The 20,062-nt window shown below is 47.7% G+C and carries 14 protein-coding genes and 2 pseudogenes; 8 read left to right on the top strand and 8 right to left on the bottom strand.

From position 1 onward, the window contains the following. Positions 1-16: 16 nt before the first annotated feature. The 5 genes from MiSe_RS08675 to MiSe_RS08655 all read right to left on the bottom strand — a co-directional run bounded on the left by MiSe_RS08675 (position 17) and on the right by MiSe_RS08655 (position 5,094). Positions 17-1,390 (bottom strand): sensor histidine kinase, encoded by a 1,374-nt coding sequence (locus MiSe_RS08675; RefSeq protein WP_226577535.1) that lies wholly within the window; start codon positions 1,388-1,390, stop codon positions 17-19. A gap of 54 nt (positions 1,391-1,444) precedes the next feature. Continuing rightward, on the bottom strand, positions 1,445-1,645 hold the full coding sequence (locus tag MiSe_RS08670; protein ID WP_226577532.1) for a hypothetical protein: 201 nt from the start codon (positions 1,643-1,645) through the stop codon (positions 1,445-1,447). A 78-nt stretch (positions 1,646-1,723) separates the two neighbouring features. After that, a complete protein-coding gene (locus MiSe_RS08665; RefSeq protein ID WP_226577529.1) occupies positions 1,724-3,058 on the bottom strand; it encodes a sensor histidine kinase in 1,335 nt (444 codons plus the stop codon). A 206-nt stretch (positions 3,059-3,264) separates the two neighbouring features. Continuing rightward, on the bottom strand, positions 3,265-4,530 hold the full coding sequence (locus MiSe_RS08660) for a diguanylate cyclase domain-containing protein (protein WP_226577526.1): 1,266 nt from the start codon (positions 4,528-4,530) through the stop codon (positions 3,265-3,267). A gap of 69 nt (positions 4,531-4,599) precedes the next feature. Beyond that, positions 4,600-5,094 (bottom strand): hypothetical protein, encoded by a 495-nt coding sequence (locus MiSe_RS08655; protein WP_226577523.1) that lies wholly within the window; start codon positions 5,092-5,094, stop codon positions 4,600-4,602. Positions 5,095-5,484: 390 nt separating this feature from the next. Here MiSe_RS08655 and MiSe_RS08650 point away from each other — a divergent pair, with 390 nt between their 5' ends. From MiSe_RS08650 to MiSe_RS08625, 6 genes and pseudogenes are all read left to right on the top strand, one after another. Then, positions 5,485-6,492, top strand: coding sequence for a permease (locus MiSe_RS08650; protein ID WP_226577520.1), 1,008 nt, complete (start codon positions 5,485-5,487; stop codon positions 6,490-6,492). 87 nt (positions 6,493-6,579) lie between these two features. Next, entirely contained in the window at positions 6,580-7,368 is a 789-nt protein-coding gene (locus MiSe_RS08645) for a TIGR03943 family putative permease subunit (protein WP_226577517.1), read from the top strand. Between the two features lie 126 nt (positions 7,369-7,494). Beyond that, positions 7,495-8,988: a hypothetical protein gene (locus MiSe_RS08640; protein WP_226577514.1), complete on the top strand. Its 1,494-nt coding sequence runs from the start codon at positions 7,495-7,497 to the stop codon at positions 8,986-8,988. 47 nt (positions 8,989-9,035) lie between these two features. Next, a complete protein-coding gene (locus MiSe_RS08635) occupies positions 9,036-9,206 on the top strand; it encodes a hypothetical protein (protein WP_226577511.1) in 171 nt (56 codons plus the stop codon). 160 nt (positions 9,207-9,366) lie between these two features. Further along, a pseudogene (locus MiSe_RS08630) lies at positions 9,367-10,606 on the top strand (RNA-guided endonuclease InsQ/TnpB family protein). Between the two features lie 49 nt (positions 10,607-10,655). Beyond that, positions 10,656-12,383, top strand: a complete 1,728-nt coding sequence (locus tag MiSe_RS08625) for a pentapeptide repeat-containing protein (protein WP_226577505.1) — start codon at positions 10,656-10,658, stop codon at positions 12,381-12,383. Here the strand turns inward: MiSe_RS08625 and MiSe_RS08620 are convergent. Continuing rightward, positions 12,380-13,189 carry a TPM domain-containing protein gene (locus MiSe_RS08620; protein WP_226577502.1) on the bottom strand — a complete coding sequence of 270 codons (810 nt, stop codon included), beginning with the start codon at positions 13,187-13,189 and terminating at the stop codon, positions 12,380-12,382. The genes MiSe_RS08625 and MiSe_RS08620 overlap by 4 nt on opposite strands. Positions 13,190-13,561: 372 nt before the next feature. On the opposite strand from MiSe_RS08620, the pseudogene MiSe_RS08615 reads away from it, so the two are divergent. Continuing rightward, a pseudogene (locus MiSe_RS08615) lies at positions 13,562-13,777 on the top strand (transposase); the annotation flags it as partial. A 245-nt stretch (positions 13,778-14,022) separates the two neighbouring features. Then, positions 14,023-17,811: a GAF domain-containing protein gene (locus tag MiSe_RS08610; protein ID WP_226577500.1), complete on the top strand. Its 3,789-nt coding sequence runs from the start codon at positions 14,023-14,025 to the stop codon at positions 17,809-17,811. A gap of 153 nt (positions 17,812-17,964) precedes the next feature. Here the strand turns inward: MiSe_RS08610 and mgtE are convergent, their stop codons facing one another. Next, positions 17,965-19,317: a magnesium transporter gene (gene mgtE / locus MiSe_RS08605; protein WP_226577498.1), complete on the bottom strand. Its 1,353-nt coding sequence runs from the start codon at positions 19,315-19,317 to the stop codon at positions 17,965-17,967. A gap of 491 nt (positions 19,318-19,808) precedes the next feature. Then, positions 19,809-20,062, bottom strand: a 254-nt coding sequence (locus tag MiSe_RS08600; protein ID WP_226577495.1) for a hypothetical protein, incomplete at its 5' end; no start/stop codon positions are given.

Genomic DNA, 20,062 nt, shown 5'->3' with positions numbered 1-20,062 from the left:
AAAAAAATACTTAAATTTAAACTAAAGGTAACAAAATTTCAAATTCAGTACCGCTACCGAGGAGCGATTCTCCCAGTTCGCCGCTACAGGAACGCATCAAAAATTTACCCCCATGCTTAGCGGTCACAATCCGATAACTCAACGCCAAACTCGTCTCTTTTTCAGACCTTTTTGCGATGGAAAAAGATTCCAAAATCTGCTTTTGCGCCTTGGGGGATAAACCGGGGCCATTATCTGCAATACTAATCGAAACCCAGCGAGCATCCGAATCGAGAGAACAAACTTTAGTTGTAATCTCAATTCTAGGTTTGCCAGTTGAATTTTTTTCCCCTTCCTCGTTAAACGACCTTGCCAATTTTTGGTGAACTGCCTCATTGAGCAATGCATCAACAGCATTGGTGAGGATATTCATAAACACTTGGTTTAATTGTCCGATATAGCAAGTTACCGGCGGCAATAACCCGTAGTTTTTCACAATTTCAATCTCGCTGCTTAAACGGCTTTTCAGCAACAGCACGATACTATCTAAGCAGGCATTCAAGTCAGCCGGTTTGGGATAAATTTCATCTATATGGCAAAAATTTTGCAGACTCGTCGCCAGTTTTTTTAACCGTTCTGCGCCCGTTTTAATACTCCCAATCGCTTGGGACATATCTTGTTGTAAAAAATCAAATTCCATCTCTTGCTTGAGGGCGCTGATTTCCTCTGAACCATCGGTTAGCTTGGCTTCATAAGCCGCCATTAACTGTAGCAAACCCTCGCTGTAATTGGTCAGGTGGGTTAAATTGCCCCAAATAAAGTTAACCGGGTCTAAAATTTCGTGCGCCAATCCATCCACCAAACGCCCCAAGTTAGCCATTTTTTCGCTTTGAATCATTTGCGCTTGAGCGCGTTCGTAACGCACTTGGGTTTCTATGCCTCGAATTTGCCAGTAGGCGATATTCAATTCGTGGATATCTAATAATTTATAAGTTTTCGTTGCCGTTTCGACGACGACGGGTTCGCCTAAAAGTTCGCCCGATCGCCTCAGTGCCTGCTGCGCCGCTGTTAAAATTGGCTTGCTACCAGGCACCACTAAAACCTCTGTGCGAGCATAACTGTAAAGAACATCCAGCGGTTCGTGCAAAAATATCTCCATCCCGTGGGGACGCAGCAAGTACTCCAATAGCCGCTGTCGCGAAATCATGCCGACAAATTCACCCCTATCCAGTAAAATCGCTCCTGGTAGCCGGGGATACTTCTCAAACGTGCGCGCGACTTCTACCCCCAGACTGCTACTCTCAACGCTAAAATCGTACAGCGGTAGTTCATCTAGGGTTGACTCTAAAGAAAGGTCTTGATTGCTCCCCTCAGACAAGTGTGGCACTGACAGAACTCGTTTTGGCACCATGCACCCGACTTGTATCTATCCCGTTATAGATCTGGATTTATTTTAAATAGCCTATCATTTTCCCCATCCCTGGCCTATCCGACAGGCAGGATGCCTCTGCCACCAGAAAACAACTCTTCTCGGTTGCGCGACAGGCAGGATGCCTCTGCCACCAGAAAACAACTCTTCTCGGTTGCGCGACAGGCAGGATGCCTCTGCCACCACAAAACAACTCTTGTCGCGTGCGCGACAGGCAGGATGCCTATCCCACCACAAAACAACTCTTGTGGGCTGGGCTTCTTGTGGGGTGGGCGTCTCGCCCGCCTACTCCATTGCTGCAAGATGTCAACTTCTTCACTCCAAAGGCAGCAGGATCTCAAATTCCGTGCCGACTTCAGCCTGACTTCGCAAGTTTAATCTCCCTTTGTGCTTTTCTGTCACAATTTGACGGCTAATTGCTAACCCCAGTCCCGTTCCTTTACCCACTGGCTTCGTGGTAAAAAATGTTTCAAAAATTCGCTGTTGAATTTCCTCTGGAATACCGGGGCCATTATCGGTAATACGAATCGCAGCCCACCGGCTATTTTCAGCTTCTACAACACAGGTGCTAATTTCTATTCTCGCCTGCCATTTACGGGCAGATTTACCCGCTTCTTTGAGCGCTGCCGATTTCTCCATCAGCGCATCAATGGCATTGCTGATAATATTCGTAAACACCTGACTCAACTGCCCAGAATAGCACGGCACTAGCGGCAGTTCCCCGTAGTTTTTCACTAATTCAATGGTATATTTAATGCGGTTATGTAAAATCAACAGCGTACTATCGATGCACTCGTGTATGTCTGCTGGCTGGCGACTCCCTTCCCCCATATGCGAGAAATTCCGCATACTGTTGATAATCTTGATTAATCGTTCGGTTCCCTGCTTTATGCTATTAATAATTACCAGCAGATCTTCTTGTAAATAATCTAGTTCAATTTCTTCTTTTATTTCAACCACTCTGGGTGGCGGTTCGGTAACCCCCTCTTCGTAAGCCGTTATTAAATTAATCAGATCGTCGCTATACTTTGACAGGTAATCTATATTTCCCGAAATAAAGTTAACTGGATTTAAAATTTCGTGAGCTATCCCAGCCATCATTTGGCCTAAGCTAGCCATCTTTTCTGTTTGGATTAGGTGAGCCTGAGTTTGCTCGTTTAACAGATGGGTGGCTAGCTCGTGGATGTGGGATTGAGCCACCATTAACTGATGCACATCTAATAATTTATAAACTTGCGGTTCAATTTCTACTACCAATGGTTCGTATAGCAAATGAGCCGGTCGCTGCAAAGACTGCTTAGCTGCTTTCACAATTAATGTATTGCTCGGCAACACTAAAGTTTCTGCCCGCGCTAATAAGTACAAACATTTGATCGGTCGCTTCAAAAACAGTTCTAGTCCATAAGGGCGGCTCATGTATTCTAAAAACCGCCGCCGCGAAATCATCCCTAGTAACTGTTCTTTCTCGGTTAAAATTGCTCCTGGCAGTAGAGGATTGCTATCAAAAGCCCTCGCCACTTCTATCCCCGTCCGTTCGGCTTCAATTTGAAACTCGTAAAGCGACAGGTCTTGCAGCTTAGACTCCAAATTTAGCGTTTCCAATGCCGGTAAAACTGACATTTGGTAATATACTTTTGGCAAAGCCATCATAGCAGTAATTCTCGCTCAATATTATAGTCGGTCTTTCGGCGTCATTTAAACTATATCACCCTATTTTTTGGCCGGAGCAACACCCACTAATCCTCTGCTTAACTAAAAAAAATCATTAATATTCAGTTTTAAATCAATTTTAACCTATTCTCAAACTTCAGTTAACTTTGAATTAACCTGAAAACTTGAACTCAGTCAAGGTAAGGTTAGGCAATTTCGGGTGGATAAAAAGTATAGCGATCGCGTCCGCTTTCTTTAGCATGATACAGTGCTTGGTCTGCTGCCGCAATCAACTCTTCTGGGGAAGATTCTAAGTGGGTAATCGCGCTAGCCACGCCCACACTAATAGTAACATATTGGTTAACAGTAGAATCAGCATGGGGAATCTCTAGCGCTAGAACCCCGACTCGCATTTTTTCTGCCACGTGGATGGCGCCAGCCCTATCAGTATGGGGTAAGATGGCGGCAAATTCTTCGCCCCCATAACGAGCTACCAAATCTTCAGGTCGCTTTGCGGCACCGCGCAGCGCACCAGCAACTTGCTGCAAGCAGAGATCTCCAGCTTGATGACCGTAGGTATCGTTGTATCGTTTGAAAAAATCAATATCGCACAAAATTAAAGACAGGGACCCTTTTTCCCTTGCCATATCGCGCCACTTTATATTCAAATATTGATCAAATTTACGCCGATTTGCCGTTTGAGTCAAGCTATCAACTGCCGCGAGTAATTGCAATTCCTGGTTAGCTGTTTCCAGTTTTTGATTGAGTTGCTCGATCAGCTCAAGCGCCATTTGGTGAATGCGCGACTGAGCCACCAATAATTGATGCACATCCAGCAAGCGGTAAACTTGAGGCGAAATTTCTACCACAATTGGCTCGTAAAGTAAATCGGGGGTTGTCACTTTCCCTCTTGCCTCAAGGTTGTAATCCATCCCTTGTGGCGCCCTTGAGCGCTCGCCCATTACAACAACAGCTGCCATCCCGTAGCTACGGTGTAATGACCGCTGGGCGGCTGCCAAAATTGAAGTATTGCCGGGGAGAATCAACAGATCGGTTTTGGCAAACTGATACAAATCCTCTAGTGGGCGCTTAGAAAATACTTCTAACCCGAAAGGGCGGCTCATATACTCCAAAAATCGACGCCGGGAAATCATGCCCGCAAACTTTCCTCGTTTGGTTAAAATCACCCCAGGCAGCATCGGATTTGCTTCAAATGCCTGGGTTACTTTCCGCCCCGGTTGAGATAATTCCAGGTGAAAATCGTAAAGGAATAGTTCTTCGAGCGTGCTGTGTAAACCGAGATGTGGGTGAATAATTTCAGACACCTGTCCATCCAATAAACTCGGTTGTGATTCGGTCGCGTTAAAACCCAACGAACCCATAATATCGTGTTTGGTTAAATCCCCATTGTGATTACAAATACAGCATATCCCCCAACCGGGGCGAGGCGGTGGAGTTTTTCTAACGGGCAATTAAACGCTCTTTATATAACCTATTTTCGAGCTGATAAAAGCATAAACGACTATCTTGAGAGGGAGATGTCAATAGCTCGGAGCGTTAGCGGTTATAGCCCCCTTAAAATAAAAATCCTTGATAATAAACGGCTCGCTAGAGTGGAACATCACCTTAGCAATACCGGAGCGATTCAATTCTAGCTGCTGCCAGGAGCAACTGCCTTTTCCTTGGCTCGGTGCAACACCAGGGGTAGCTGCGGTGGTAACCTGGGCAAGGATTTTTCCCGTTTGGTCAAAAGCCGTTAAAATAACAGATCCAGCACCGCAGACTTCACCACCCACCCAGGACGTGGGCGAGTCAAAACTGGCAGTCAGAATCATTTCCTGCCCTAAAGGCATGAGGACGAAACAGCCGGTTTTGGGCAAAAAGGCTGGGTTAGAAGGTTCCAGGGCGATCGCATCGCTAAACCGAACCCCCAAGTGACAATACTGCTCGGTCACGCGCTCAAAAGCAGTCAGAGCCTGAAAATTAAGCCGGATCGCTTTCAGACAGGTTGCTATTCTTGGGGCTGTTTGTAACATAGACGACTTGCTCGCTGACGAACCTATTGATAGATACACACAGGAAGTTATAAATTTCATGTGATCGGGATCGAACTTTTTAGCGATCCAGATCCCCTGTTAACAACATGGCTGTTCCTTCCTTAAGATTGCTTCACCCTTGTGGGTGAGCCGCGCCATCAGAAACCCCGAATCATCAACTAAATGTAACGATTAATTACAATGCCTTTGACAAAACGCCACATAAGGGGGTAAAGCATTCGCGGAGATAACCTGTCGGTCAAAATTTTTCTGCGTCAATGCGATCGCCCGTACAGTAGTGGGTAAACTGTTTCCTACCACCTATTACCCGCGACGGTTGAACCGATCCGCATTAAGCTGTGGAATTTTAGCGAAATTGCCCCTCACCCGATGACTCAATTCAACACTGGCTTTACCCTATTCCTGAGCTTGCTAGTAGAGGCGATCCCTTTCTTGCTGCTGGGGGTTTTGTTCTCAGGATTGCTGCTGTTGTTTATAGACGAAGGTAAATTAATTGCAGCGATGCCTAAAAACCCTCTGCTGGGCGCTTTCGCCGGGAGTTTGATTGGATTTTTGTTTCCCGTGTGCGAGTGCGGTAACGTGCCGGTAGCGCGGCGACTGCTGATGCAGGGAGTACCCGCCCCTGTAGCGATCGGATTTTTATTGGCGGCGCCGACAATCAATCCGATTGTGATTTGGGCGACATGGACGGCGTTTCGCGATCAGCCAGAAATAGTATTGTTGCGGGTATTGTGTTCTTTAGCGATCGCTACCATTATTGGTTGGGTTTTCAGCGCTCAAGCTGACCTGCGACCCATGCTACACCCACTCGTCGCTTGCTCGATACCCGCACCCAAGTTGGGAAAAAAGGATTCAACGCCAAGTTTATTGCAGTCGGGGACTTTTATGTTGGGCGGTAAGGGTACGTCGATTCGCATGGATACGCCAGAATTTATCGCCGCCGCTGGGTCGATTACCAGTAAACCCCTAAAAGACCGCCTGCGTTTGTTCCTAGAAAATACAGTACAAGAGTTGCGGGAATTAGGAGCGGTGTTGGTGCTGGGAAGCGCGATCGCTGCTACCCTACAAGTGGCAGTTCCCCGCGAAATTATCCTCAGTCTCGGTCAAGACCCAATTACTTCAATTGTCGCCATGATGGTGTTGGCGGCGGTAGTGTCGATTTGTTCGACGGTAGATTCATTTTTCGCCCTCTCGTTTGCTTCTGCATTTACCAGCGCTTCTTTGCTCGCTTTCCTGGTATTTGGTCCAATGATCGACCTCAAAGCGATTGGTTTAATGCTATCTATCTTCAAATCCCGCGCTGTATTCTATTTATTGGCTTTAGCAGCACAATTGACTTTTCTATTCACTTTGATTTATCAGATATCTTTTGGCTAATGGCTAATGGCTAATAGTAAACAGCGTTGAGCATCAAGCTGGCAATTAGCAATTAGCAATTAGCAAGCTCGCAATTAGCAATTAGCAATGACCATCCCAAATCCCAAATCCCAAATTCAAAATATATTAATGCCCTGGCTAGATGTCGTGGCGATTCTCGCCTGGGGCATTTTGATGCTGAAATATTGGCTGACTGGCAAGTTAAGATTGTTGATTCACCCCGATTACTTTTGGTTAGTCATCGCCGGAGGATTCGGTTTGCTGGTGCTTGGTAGTTTGAGGGCGCAAAGTCTCCTACCAACGCTGCTGCGCTCTAGATCGTCCCGGATAATTTTGCCCCAGACAGTTCAACACATCACATTATTTCCCCCCGGTTGGAGCAGCACTTTGCTGTTAGTAACCGCAATGCTCGGTTTTATTATTACCCCCCGCGTATTTACCAGTTCTACCGCAATTGAACGGGGAGTTGCCGATACCTTATCGATGACGCGCAGTCATCCCGTCGCCTTCCGCAGCGCCAAACCGCCCCAAGAGCGATCCCTGATCGACTGGATACGCACTTTAAATGTTTATCCCGAACCCGATACATATACCGGGCAAAAAGTCAAGGTGCAAGGCTTTGTTATCCATCCGAAAAACATGCCGGATCAATACTTAATGCTGGCTCGCTTCGTAATTACCTGCTGCGCCGCCGATGCCTATCCAGTCGGATTGCCAGTAAAATTAACCGGGAACCGTACCGCCTATGCGCCGGATACCTGGCTAGAAATAGAAGGAGAAATGATTACCGAAACTTTGGCAGGAAAGCGCCAACTAACAATTCAAGCAAGTTCGCTCAAACCTATTCCCGAACCTAAAAACCCATACGATTATTAAAAGGGCTAATGGCGTTCCCAGGCAGGAGCTGTGGGAACGAGGCTAATGGCTAATAGTAAACAGCTTTTATCGTCAAGCTGGCAATTAGCAATTAGCAATTAGCAAGCTCGCAATTAGCAATTAGCAATGAAAAAATCATTTCTGCAACCGCTTGACCGCGCGGCGATCGCATTAATACTAATACTGAGCGTCACGATCGGGCTTTTGTTGTGGAGTGGCGATCGATCGAGTTCGCGGGTGCGAGATTTTAGCTGGCAAGATAAACAAATAGGGGCGGAAGATCGGGGATTTATCCTCACTTTTAGTCGCCCGATGAACCATACCAGCGTCGAACAAAATTTGAGGATCGATCCACCCCTGCCAGGAAAATTCAGTTGGGCAGGACGGCGGATGGCTTATACGTTGATTTCCCCCGCACCCTACGGCAGCGAATATCAATTAAAATTGCTCCGCGCTCAGGATAAATTCGCCAAGGATAACCAACCGCAAAGGCAAATACAACCTTTTACTGCTAAGTTTAAAACCCGCGATCGCGCGTTTGCTTACCTGGGAATTAAAGGCAAAGAGGCGGGAAGGTTAATGTTGGTAAACTTGAGCGCCAAACAGCCAAAACCAATCGCCCTCACGCCACCAGATTTGGTCGTGACAGACTTTGAGCCATATCCGTTAGGCGATCGCATTTTGTTCTCGGCGAATCCCCGTTCGTTCCAGCGCCAAAGCATTCTAGAACAACAGCTGTACGCTGTCACCACCGGCATTGCTCCCCCATCTCCCGACTCGTCTTCAGGTCGTCTTGAACCCCCAGGCAAAATCAAGTTGGTTTTGGATCATAAATATTACCAAAACCTGAAATTCGATTTATCCGCCGATGGTCAAACAATTGTCGTCCAGAGGGTTTCCCGGCGTAACTCCGCAGATTTTGGCCTGTGGATAATTAAGCCGGATGGTAAGGCTAAACCGCTAAAAGGACAACCGGGGGGAGATTTTAAGATCGCCCCAGATAGTAAAGCGATCGCGATCGCCCAAGGTGAGGGATTAGCGATCGTACCTTTAGACAACCCTGGAGATAAACCCCTCGATTTTCTGCCCAAATTTGGCACCATTGTCGGCTTTTCCGACGATGGATCTGCCGCCGCGATGGTAAAATTTAACACCGATAGGACGCGCTCGCTGTATCTGGTAAACAACGTCGGAGTGGAAAAAGAACTTTTCCGCACCACTGGCTCAATTATCGACGCTCAATTCGATCCGGGAGGAAAAACGCTTTATTGCCTGCTGACTCAATTGATACCGGGAGATGAGTTTATCGAAGAACCCTACATCGCCGCCATCAACCTGGAAACATCCGAACTGCGGACGCTGGTGGTGTTAAAAAATCAGCGGCAAGCAGAAATCAGCTTGTCACCCGACGGGATAGCCTTGCTGTTTGACCAACCCGTCACGATCGTCCAACCAGCAGCCGCCCAGTCCGATGCCCCCCGCACGGATTCGGGGGAAGCGATCGTCACCAGTCGCCTTTGGCTAGTACCCCTGCCCACTGGATCGGCGGAAGCCACATCCGTCTCAGTGCAGCCAGAGCAGTTGCCCATCGCCGGCTTTCATCCCCTCTGGTTACCATAAAGACGGGCTGCTTGGTGAGCAAGTGAGCAGGTGAGAGAAAAAATTAAATGTGGAACAGCACCCGCATCGCGATTCTGCAAAAGACTTCTCCCATAACTCTTGTGGGGTGGGCATCCTGCCTGCCAAAGAGTTTGTTTGTTGCAGAGGTCTTTTGCAGACCCTACGGGATCGGTACGCCTCTAGTCACCGCCAGCGGCGGCTTTCATGCTCTCTTATAGAGCAGTTCGCTCTCACCCCATGTATGCGCGACCTTCGTGACCGCGTCAGACAATAGGTCTGACAAATTTTGCCCTTGGATTGAATACAAATTTTAAGTTTAATTGCTTTCTCTTGGATGTTGACGTGTTAGCATAACTATGTATTTGGTTAGGTCGAGCCATGATAATCTACGAGTTCAAAGTCAAAGGGAAAGATAAGCAGTATCGTGCAATAGACGACGCTATTCGTACCAGTCAGTTCGTCCAAAACAAGTGTTTACGTCACCCGATGGACAACAAAGACAAGAAAATTGACAAGTACCCATTGAACAAACATGGCGCTGTATTAGCTGCTGAGTTTTGCTTTGCCGATGAACTCAATTCAATGGCTCGAAAATCTGCGGCTTTCCGTGCTTGGAATGCAGCTCGGTTTGACGATAACTGCAAGCAGAAAGTTAAGGGGAAGAAAGGTTTTCCAAAGTTTAAGAAAAACTGCCGTTCAGTGGAATATAAAACCTCTGGGTGGAAACTTTATGAAACGAGAAAAGCCATAAGTTTCTCAGATAAAAAAGGAATAGGAACTCTGAAATTGAAGGGAACCTACAACCTTGATTGCTACATCCATGTCCGGTTAGTAAGTCGTGCTGATGGATATTACGCGCAATTTGCCATCGATGTTGCTCTCAAAATTGAAACACAGCCAACTGGTCAAGTAGTTGGTATTGACTTGGGGTTGAAATACTTTATTGCTGACAACGGCAATCTAGAACCATCCCCCCAGTTTTACCGCAAGTGTGAGCAGCAGTTAAACCGTGCTAATCGCAAAAAATCCCAGAAGTTTAGCGCAGCTAGAAAGAAGGCTAAGCAACGGCAGTCTAACAACTATCACAAAGCCAAAAATAGGTATGCCCGGCAGCATTTAAAAGTAAGTAGGCAGCGAAAAGAGTATTGCAACAGATTGGCATACGACCCGATCGAGTCTAACGATTTGGTAGCCTATGAAAACTTGAATGTGAAATGGCTACTACGTAATCGACATCTGGCTAAATCAATCAGTGATGCTGGCTGGTCAAATTTTCCCACTTGGTTAGAGTATTTGGGAGAAAAATACGGGAAGGTGACGGTTGCAGTTTCTCCCGATCATACAAGCCAAAATTGTTCTAACTGTGGTAAAAAGGTGAAAAAATCTCTGTCAACTAGAACCCATGTTTGCCCAGATTGCGGATATGTAGAAGATAGAGACGTGAACGCCAGCATCAACATTTTGAGATTAGGACTGTGTACCGTGGGACACACGGGAACTTACGCTACCCTGCGGGAAGCCGCTTCGCGTCTATGGGGAGATTTGCCCTCTTGGGCGGTTGGTGCTTTCCCTGCTGCTCTTAGGCGAGTCAGGGAACCAAGAATCCCAAAAGCAATAGCTGCGGGGAGTGTCAATATTGAGGTAATCATCCTGCCCCAAGGGCTTGAATGCAAATCCAAGATCTTCTAGCCAGATACAGACAAGGAGAGCGGTATTTTGCCCACGTTGACCTGAGTGGAGCCAGTCTCACAGGGGTCAATTTGCAAGATATCGACCTGACTGGCGCTAATCTCACGGGTGCAAATCTGAGTTGGTCTTTTTTAAATCGCGCTCAGCTTAGCGGTGCCGTGCTGCGTCAAGCCGACCTGCGTCACGTGACGTTGGCAAGTGCGAACCTGAATCAGGCGATTTTAAGCGGTGCCAATCTCACCAAAGCAGATCTGCGCCTCGCCGACCTACAAGAGGCAGACTTGAACTGGGCCGTGCTACAGGAAGCCGATCTCAGTAGTACGAACCTCCAGGGCGCTAAGTTAGATCAAAGCAATTTGGAACGGGCTAAGCTAAATAACTCCCAGCTGATGGGAGCCGAATTGATGGAGGCAAATCTGCAACGAGCTAGCCTGATTAGCGCTAACCTCACCGCCGCCAGTCTCCGGGAAGCGAATTTAGATTCGGCGAATTTGCGGGGCGCTATTTTAATCCGTACCAATCTCACCGAAGCCAACCTGAGTGGAGTTTGCCTGCGTTCGGCAAATTTGAGCGAGGCGGACTTGCATCGCATTATTTTAACCGGCTCTGACCTCAGCGAAGCTATTCTCAACGGTGCGGACATGAGCCGCGCTAACCTCGCCGGTGCCTATTTACTCAAAGCCAGCTTGCGGAAAGCTTATTTATTGCGAACTAATCTCCAAGAGGTATTGTTACTGCGAGCTGACTTGAGCGAGGCAAATTTACGCGGGGCGGACTTGCAGCGAGCCGATCTCAGCGGCGCTTACCTGAGCGAGACAATATTGAGCGAAGCCGATCTCAGCGGCGCTTATTTATTGGAAAGCCATTTAATCCGCACTAATTTGGATCGGGCGCAAATGACTGGCTGTTGCATCGAGCGCTGGCACGTTGAAGATGTGGATTTGTCCAGAGTTGAATGTCGTTACGCCTTTACGGGGTTTGATTACGCCACCAAAAGCCCTACCGAGCGCTATCCTGCCAATGGCGATTTAAAGCCAGGAGAGCTAGCAGGAAGGCATGAGGAAGACAGCTCGACGATCTCAATTGAATGGAAAGAGGCTCCTAACTGGGAAGCTTTGACCTATACGCTTACCCAGATCGAGCAGGAAGAAACCCACCTGAGTTTGAGCATCAAGTCTTTTGATTCCTTCCCAGAGTGCTATCGCCTGCAACTAATGTCGAATCAGTTGGTGAACGTGCAAAAATTGCGCGATCGCTTGTTAAGCCTTTACCCAGAAATGCTCGAGCGCTGTCAGGCGAAACGGGGTGAAATCTTTAAACTGCTTGATATTCCACAGCGCCAAGCCCAAAAACAGCCAGCAAAACAGAACTCTGAGAAGAAGCTAAAGGAACAGCAACAACAAAATCAACGCCAGCAGATTTATAAAGAGGTGGTTTATCAAATCGAAGTTATTTTGATGTCCCAAGCGCCGGAAAGGTTTGTCGAGTCGGTGCAGCGGCTGTTGATTTACCTGCATCGCCAGGGCTTTTCCACCGAAGAAATCCAACAAAAGGTAATTAGTACGGCGATCGCCAAACGCGCCAAGCGAGATCCGACCTTTACCGAGCAGCTGTTGCGCTGGGAAAAAACTGCCCCAGAAGCTGCTCGCTTTTCCAGTGTTGGATCGGCAGTTCGCTTAGCGATCGCTTTACTTTGGCAGAATTAGCGACTAGAGCTTTCAGACGCCGATGCGATCGCTGGCGACAAGTACGCCACTAAAGCACCAATCATAAACCCTGCCACGTTCCGCACTAAGGGCAACCACTCTGACGTGCGGGTCACCACTGGCCCAATACCGAAAGAAATAAATAATATCCCCCACAACGGCGATAAAATCAACGCCCATTGCCATGCGATGACTTGTCCCGGTTTGCGGGGTACGGCAGCTAGTCCAAACACTACGCCGCCGACAATTGATGTAATTAAGGTGAATATCCATTGCTCGCGGGGCAGTCCCGGTACTACGTTGCAACCGCCTTGGCGCAGGCAGGTTTTAATCGATTCCAACGATTGCAGGATCGATTGGTCTTCCCCGTTGTCCCGCACGAAGTACATATTACCGTAGCGAGTTTGCAGTTCGATCCAAAACGTTCTCGGTAGCAGCTTGTAGACATCATCCCCCACGCTGAAGTTGAGGATATTCCCACCCCGCGAATCCGCAACCACCAGGACGCTTTTGTCATCTAATCCCCAAAAGCCTTTCACAGCGCGACCGGGCGTGCGGTCGTATTGGGTCAAAACTCGCAGTTTGAAGCCGGTTTCTGTCTCAAATTGCTCGATATCCTTCGCCAGTGCCTCTTCCTGAAATTCGCTGAGGGATTTTGCCAAGTCGATTATTGGAGTCTGCTGCTTGGGCAGTAAGTCGGGATTATCGTATGCTATTGCGGCGGGCCCGCTCGCCCACATCCACACACCGATCGCGAGCGCAAAAACCGATACCAGAAATCGTTTGAGCGTTTGATAATAATCCATTGCCTGTTTTACCACAATCTCAAGGGCGAACGTTATCAGATCGCTTTATTAATAAAAGGATAATTGAATCATAATATTTTTTTACATTTCTTTACTTATTTCTCATCTGCCCCCTGGGGTAGATAAATCCGACCGCCGAGTTGGTGAGCGTCAAGGCATTGCCCCATCGCCGCGACGCGGGGAGACAAAAAAACCCGTCCTGTCTCAGTTTGGTGAACGACTACGCGCTTCCCAGCTGGACAGACGCAGAGCGCAAGTAAAAAGGATTACTCTATCCTCTCCTGGTTTATACTGAGAAAGCAGACGAGGAAAGGATAAACTAGCGATTATTCTTCTCCAGCTAGGGGAGGAATATCTCTTTTAAACAGACTTGGGAGTAAGTACAACAATCCGCAACATTTAGCTAAACAAGATCGGAATTTAAAACGGAAACAAAACAAGCTTAGTAGGAAACTGAAAGGAAGTAACACAAGGAATAAAGCGAGAAAGTTAGTAACTCGCGTTCATGCCAAAATAGCTAGATGCCGAAAAGATTTTCTCCATCAGCTATCCCGCAAGATTGCAATTAGTTACAGTAGTGTACAATAACTGATAATTAAAAATAATTGGCCTGTAACTGTCAAGACCAAATCTTGACAGTTATTGCTCCCTAGCCGCGAGGCTGCCAAAACAGGCTCTCTTGAGCTATTTGTAGGGTGCTGCAAGGGCTACCAGATCCGGCAAACCTTCGGCTAGATTGGATTTGCTGGTGTTTTCACTCTGGGCAAACAGATAAATAAGTTAGACAATATTGTCAGATAGTAAAATTTTTTAATCTAAGTCAAGGATAAGCAATGAACCTGAGCAACCTACAAGACCCACAGCTAAGTCTTGAGCCAGAAAATTTGCTACGCCGTATCGCCAATATTATCCGTCGCTCGCTAGAAATAGAAGAAATTCTTAGCGCCACCGCAGCAGAAGTGCGTCGGTTTCTGGCAACAGATCGCGTTAAGATTTATAAATTTCATCCGGACGGAAGCGGTCAGGTCATTGCTGAATCGATTCGCGATCGCATTTTACCATCCCTACTAGGATTAAATTTCCCCGCAGATGATATTCCACTTTCCTCCCGTCAATTGTTTATTGAGGCGCGGGTGCGTTCAATTGTCGATGTAAATTCCCGTCAGTTGGGTCAGAGTTTATTGCGAGATCCGGAAACCGGAAAGCTGGTGCGCGACGATATCCGTTACCGCTCGGTAGACGCCTGTCACGTGGAATACTTAACCGCAATGGGAGTTAAGTCTTCTTTAGCTTTGCCGATTTTTCATCGCGACCAACTTTGGGGGCTGTTGGTATCTCACCACGCCCAACCGAGGTCTTTTTTAGAACCAGAACTCCAAGTTGTTCAGATGGTAGTGGATCAGCTATCAGTAGCGATCGCTCAATCGATCTTGCTCGCCTCTGCACGGGAACAAGCTCAGCGGGAAATTACCATTAACCGCGTCGCCCCGCGCATCGATTCCCTATCGGGCCTCGATCTCCAGGGAGCCTTAGAAGAAATTGTCCCATCTTTGGCAGGCTCTGGCGGCAGGTTATACATCAACAGTTTGGCGAACACAGGAGAATTCCCAATTACCAATTCCCAATTACCCATTACCAATCCACAAGATGTCGAAATTTATACCTGCGGCCCGCAGCCGGTAATGCCAGAACAGGCAAAATTTAACCTGATAGAACAATATAGCGTCTGGCAAGAACATTTCAAACCCGGTGGAGAGCAAGCTTGGGCTATTTCAGATTTATATCGCGTTCCGTCGCTGCGAACCCTACAACCCGCATTCCGGGCGACCCAAATTCGGGGGATTTTAATCGTACCGCTTTGGCATAGCCAGCAGTTGCTGGGTTACCTCAGCGTTTTTCGCGACGAAATAGAGACAGAAACCCTGTGGGCAGGGCAATTCGACCCCGATGGACGGCAAGTGCAACCCCGCCTATCGTTTGAAGTCTGGCGCGAATCTCAAAAAGGACAGGCCCGCGAGTGGACAGAGGCAGAAATTGAACTCGCAGTTTCCCTGGCTAGGTGCTTGACAAATGCGATCCAACAGTATATAAAACACCAGCAGTTAAAGGCGTTAAATGCCAATCTGGAGGAAAAAGTCCAGGCAAGTGCGGCAAAACTGCAACTGGCGGTAGAACAGCAGCAGATATTTTATGGAGTCGTCGCTAAAATTCGCGAATCCCTCGACCTGGATACAATTTTTACCACAACGGCGCGAGAAATCCGCTGCTGTTTAAATGCTGACAGAGTCGGGATATTTCGGTTTGACCCCAGTTCAAATTTTACTCGGGGTGAGTTTATTGCCGAAAGCGTCTTACCCACATGGCCTGGTATTTTGGGGGAAAGAATACGCGATCGCTTCTTAGGCGAACAAGCTATCGGCTATCAAAAAGGACAAATTCAGGTAAACAAGGGGGTAAGCGAGTACCCCGCAAAATACCAAATTGCCGCCCAAATCATCGTACCCTTGTTCAAAGGCTATGAACTGTGGGGCTTGCTGTGCATTCACCAGTGTAGTTCCACCCGCGAATGGCAAGCAAATGAAGTTCAATTTGCCGCTAAAATGGCGCTAGCGTTGGGCGTCGCCGTCGGGCAAGCTGAATTACTGGAAGTTTCGCAGCAGCAAGCGATCGCGTTGCAACAAGCAGCAGAACAGCAGTGGGCGTTGTTAGAAGTCGTGGCTAAAATTCGGGAAAGCCTCGATTTAGAGAAGGTTTTTGAGATTAGTACCCAGGAAGTCTGCAAATCCCTACAAGCAGACCGCGTAGCAGTTTATCGCTTCAATTCTAACTGGGGCGGAGAATTTGTCGCCGAGTATGTCGCCCCAGGTTGGGTCAAGTTGGTAGGAGAAAATATTAAAACAATTGTAGAAGATACTTACTTGCAGGAAACCGCTGGCGGGCGGTATCGTCACAACGAAACCCACTGGGTGGATGATATTTATCAGGCGAATCTTTCTGAGTGTCACATCGCGATATTAGAGCAATTTCAAGCTAAGGCTTATGCGATCGCGCCAATCAAAGTTGGGCAGCAATTGTGGGGTTTGTTGGCAGCATATCAAAACTCTGTCCCCCGTCACTGGGAACCCGAACAAATTAAATTTATCACTCAAATGGGTTCTCAGTTGGGAGTCGCGATTAAACAATCGGAATTACTCGCCCAAACGCGCCAGCAAACCACAGATCTGCGACGCGCCACCGAACGACAGCGCGTATTATTTGAAGTCGTAGCTAAAATTCGCGAAACCCTCGATCTCAATGCCATTTTTAAAGCAACAGCAAAAGAAGTGCGGCGCAGTCTCAATGCGGATCGGGTAGCCATGTTTCAGTTTGACCCAAATTCTGGCTACGATACAGGTGTATTTGTTTCAGAAGATGTCTTACCTGAGTTTTCCTCCGCCCTGGAAGCCCCCGTTTACGACCACTGCTTTGGCGAACAATATGCAATCCACTACCACCAAGGGCGCGTTCAAGCAGTATCTGACATCTACACAGCGGGATTGCAAGATTGTCACCGTGATGTTTTAGCTCAATTTCAAATTCGAGCTAATTTAGTCGTACCCTTGATGAAAGGTGGCGACCTTTGGGGCTTATTGTGCATCCATCAATGCGCTTTTCCCCGCAATTGGGAAACCGAAGAAATTCAATTTGTCAAGCAAATCGCCCTCCAACTCGGCGTCGCACTCCAGCAAGCGGAATTACTCGCCCTCTCCCAACAGCAAGCAGAACAAATCTCCCAGACGCTACGGGATTTACAAGATACTCAAACCCAGCTGATTCAAACTGAGAAAATGTCCAGTTTAGGTCAACTGGTAGCCGGTATTGCTCACGAAATTAATAACCCAGTTAACTTTATTTATGGCAACATCGCTTATGTCAGAGAATATGCAGAAAGCTTACTGAATCTGCTAGAACTTTATCAGCAGCACTACCCCAATCCTGCCCTTGAAATCCAAGATTTAGCCGATGCCATCGACGTAAAATTTATCGCTGAAGATTTGCCCAAGTTATTGTCTTCCATGAAGATGGGTACGGAGCGCATCCGTCAGCTAGTTCTGTCTTTAAGAAATTTCTCGCGGTTGGATGAAGCCGACATGAAGCCGGTGAATATTCACGAGGGTTTAGAAAGTACCTTGTTAATTTTGCAACCTCGGCTAAAAGCCAAACCGGATAGTCCCAACATTGAAATCGTTAAAGAATATGGCGAACTTCCCCAAGTAGAGTGCTATGCCGGACAATTGAATCAGGTATTTATGAATGTTTTAAATAATGCCATTGATGCGTTAGAACAATCAGCCGTCAATCAAGAAATAACTGACACACCAACAATTCGGATACAAACTTTTGTTTTTGAAGAAAGCGCAGTTATTTGTATTTCCGACAACGGTTCCGGTATGCCAGAAGCAGTCAAGGCTAGAATTTTTGACCCGTTTTTCACCACTAAACCTGTAGGAAAAGGCACTGGACTGGGTCTATCAATTAGTTACCAAATTGTGGTAAATAAACATTGCGGTGTCTTCAAATGCACTTCCGAACCGGGAAAGGGAACCCAATTCTGGATTGAGATTCCCATTAAGGCAAATTAAGGAAGACGCGCCATAGGCACCGGACGCACCGGACGCACCGGACGCCCCGACGCACCGGACGCCCCGACGCACCGGACGCGGAGAGAGGGAGACAAGGGAGAATTCTTCCTCATCTTCCTCATCTTCCCCATCTTCCCCATTACCCATTACCAATTACCCATTACCAACCATATGCAACGCTAGGGAAACCAGGGTTAAAAACGTTAAAAATCCCACCGCATCTAACATCGTAGTTAGCAAGGGACCGCTAATTAAAGCCGGGTCGAGGTTTACCCGCTTTAAACCCATTGGTAGTAACGTTCCCAGGGTAGCAGCAATGAATACATTAATCCCCATCACCATTGCGGCGACTAACGCTACCCACCACTCTTGTTGGGAAGACCAAATTAAGGAAAGAATTCCCAGTGCCAGTCCCAAGGCCAAGGCCGTCCCCAACCCTGCTAGAATTTCCTTGCGAAGTATTTTTAGGGTATCTTTGGGGGTGACTTCCCCTACGCCGAGTCCGCGAACGGTTACCGATAAAGCTTGAATTGCTACATTGCCGCTAGTATTGGATAAAATCGGCATAATTACTGCCAGTACCGGCACTAGGGAAATCACTTTCTGGAAGGGTGCGATCGCGCTCGCCGCCCCAATATACAATCCAATATTACCCAGCAACCAAGGCAGTCGCTTGCGAATCGTTACCTGGGGAGGCGATAGCGCTGCTTCGTCCCCACCGCTGACGCCTGCTAGTTTTTGGATATCTGCGGTCGCTTCTTCCTCTAAAATATCTACTACGTCGTCAATCGTGATAATGCCCACGAGTCGGTCTTCCCGATCCACCACCGGCAGCGCTATCAGGTCGTAGCGCTTCATCAGTTGCGCTGCTTCTTCCTGGGGCATTTCGGTGTAAGCTTTAATTACCCGACTGCTAGCAATATCGCGAATTCGCGCCTCCGGAAGCGAAAACAGCAACTGGCGCAGGGATACTACCCGTACCAGCTTGCGGTTGTTGTCGGTGACGTAGGCGTAGTAAATTGTTTCCTTATCGCCGTCCGCAAGGCGTATCTTGCTTAATGCTTCGCCAACGGTTAAGCCTTCCCGCAGTCGCACGTATTCCGTCGTCATCGCGCGACCCGCAGTGCCTTCAGCATACCCCAAAATCGTCGCCGTTGCCTGCCGTTCTGCTGGGGAGAGTTGCTGAACTAATCGCTTGACAATTCCAGCAGGTAGTTCATCAAACAATTCTGCCCGAGCGTCAGGTTGCATCGCTTCGATAATTTGACACACTTGAGTATCTTGCAGCGAATTGATCAGTTCTTCCTGGACTTCCGGCGGCAGATATTCAAATACTGCGATCGCGTGGTCTTTGTTTAGCAAGCGAAATGCGATCGCTCTTTGTTCTGGGGGCATTTCTACGATGCAATCCCCCACATCCACAGCTTGAAGGGCATTGAGTTCACACTTCAGCTGGTTTAAGTCAGTAACATCGGCTACTTGCGCCCTGCGTTCCTGTGTAAGCATTATACCTCCTAGTCTCCCCCGCGCTGGGAGACTTTCGCTCACCACGCTAGAGGAGTTTGATACTTCGACTGGATGGACTTCGGTCCATAAAATCCAAAAAATTCGACATCGATACCAAATATAGGTATCGCTAAGTTATATCCTAACCCCTTGAGTGTTTTAACGGTAGAGGTTTAAATTGCCAATTTTGCCCCGACGACTTGAAACAATGCTTACATCCACAACGTCAATCGATCCGGGATTATACATAATCTGTATCCGCTCGCCACAACACTTGGTTACATGCAGACCGTCTATCTAAGTAAATTCACTAAGCGCCACCAACGGGATCAAAGTATATGCGACTCCCTATTACCGCTGGGATGATTCTCCTCAGTCTCATTACTCCTGCGCTTGCACTGACCAATCCCAGCAGCAACAACTCAAATTCCCTGCTAAGAGGGACTTTTTCCCCCCCTTGCCAAGGGGGGGTTAGGGGGGGATCCACGCTTCTAACTCAAACCGCCGGACGCTTGACAACAGTTACAATCTATACAGCAAACCCTCAGTGTCAGTCCTTGATTCCACAAAGGGTGAGAGTTCCATCTGACCAACCCATCTCCGGCGCTGTCGGTCAGGTTATAGAGAAGTTCGCGAAAACCCCGCGTATTTATACCGGGGTAACCGCGCGAGACTTCAGTCTCGCGAACGTTCTTTAGGCAAAAATTCACGAAGTATTGATATAATAAACCAAAAACATTGACAG

The sequence above is a fragment of the Microseira wollei NIES-4236 genome (assembly GCF_020521235.1).
GTDB lineage: Bacteria > Cyanobacteriota > Cyanobacteriia > Cyanobacteriales > Aerosakkonemataceae > Microseira > Microseira wollei.
This window is presented reverse-complemented; position numbering and strand designations above follow the sequence as displayed.

Bases quoted from the DNA above. Each gene is read 5' to 3' on its own strand.
- MiSe_RS08645 (WP_226577517.1), top strand. From the start codon at position 6,580: ATGACCATCCCAAATCCCAAATCCCAAATTCAAAATATATTAATGCCC.
- MiSe_RS08625 (WP_226577505.1), top strand. From the start codon at position 10,656: ATGCAAATCCAAGATCTTCTAGCCAGATACAGACAAGGAGAGCGGTAT.
- MiSe_RS08655 (WP_226577523.1), bottom strand. From the start codon at position 5,094: ATGTTACAAACAGCCCCAAGAATAGCAACCTGTCTGAAAGCGATCCGG.
- MiSe_RS08675 (WP_226577535.1), bottom strand. From the start codon at position 1,390: ATGGTGCCAAAACGAGTTCTGTCAGTGCCACACTTGTCTGAGGGGAGC.
- MiSe_RS08635 (WP_226577511.1), top strand. From the start codon at position 9,036: ATGTGGAACAGCACCCGCATCGCGATTCTGCAAAAGACTTCTCCCATA.
- MiSe_RS08640 (WP_226577514.1), top strand. From the start codon at position 7,495: ATGAAAAAATCATTTCTGCAACCGCTTGACCGCGCGGCGATCGCATTA.
- MiSe_RS08620 (WP_226577502.1), bottom strand. From the start codon at position 13,189: ATGGATTATTATCAAACGCTCAAACGATTTCTGGTATCGGTTTTTGCG.
- MiSe_RS08610 (WP_226577500.1), top strand. From the start codon at position 14,023: ATGAACCTGAGCAACCTACAAGACCCACAGCTAAGTCTTGAGCCAGAA.
- MiSe_RS08650 (WP_226577520.1), top strand. From the start codon at position 5,485: ATGACTCAATTCAACACTGGCTTTACCCTATTCCTGAGCTTGCTAGTA.
- MiSe_RS08665 (WP_226577529.1), bottom strand. From the start codon at position 3,058: ATGATGGCTTTGCCAAAAGTATATTACCAAATGTCAGTTTTACCGGCA.
- mgtE (WP_226577498.1), bottom strand. From the start codon at position 19,317: ATGCTTACACAGGAACGCAGGGCGCAAGTAGCCGATGTTACTGACTTA.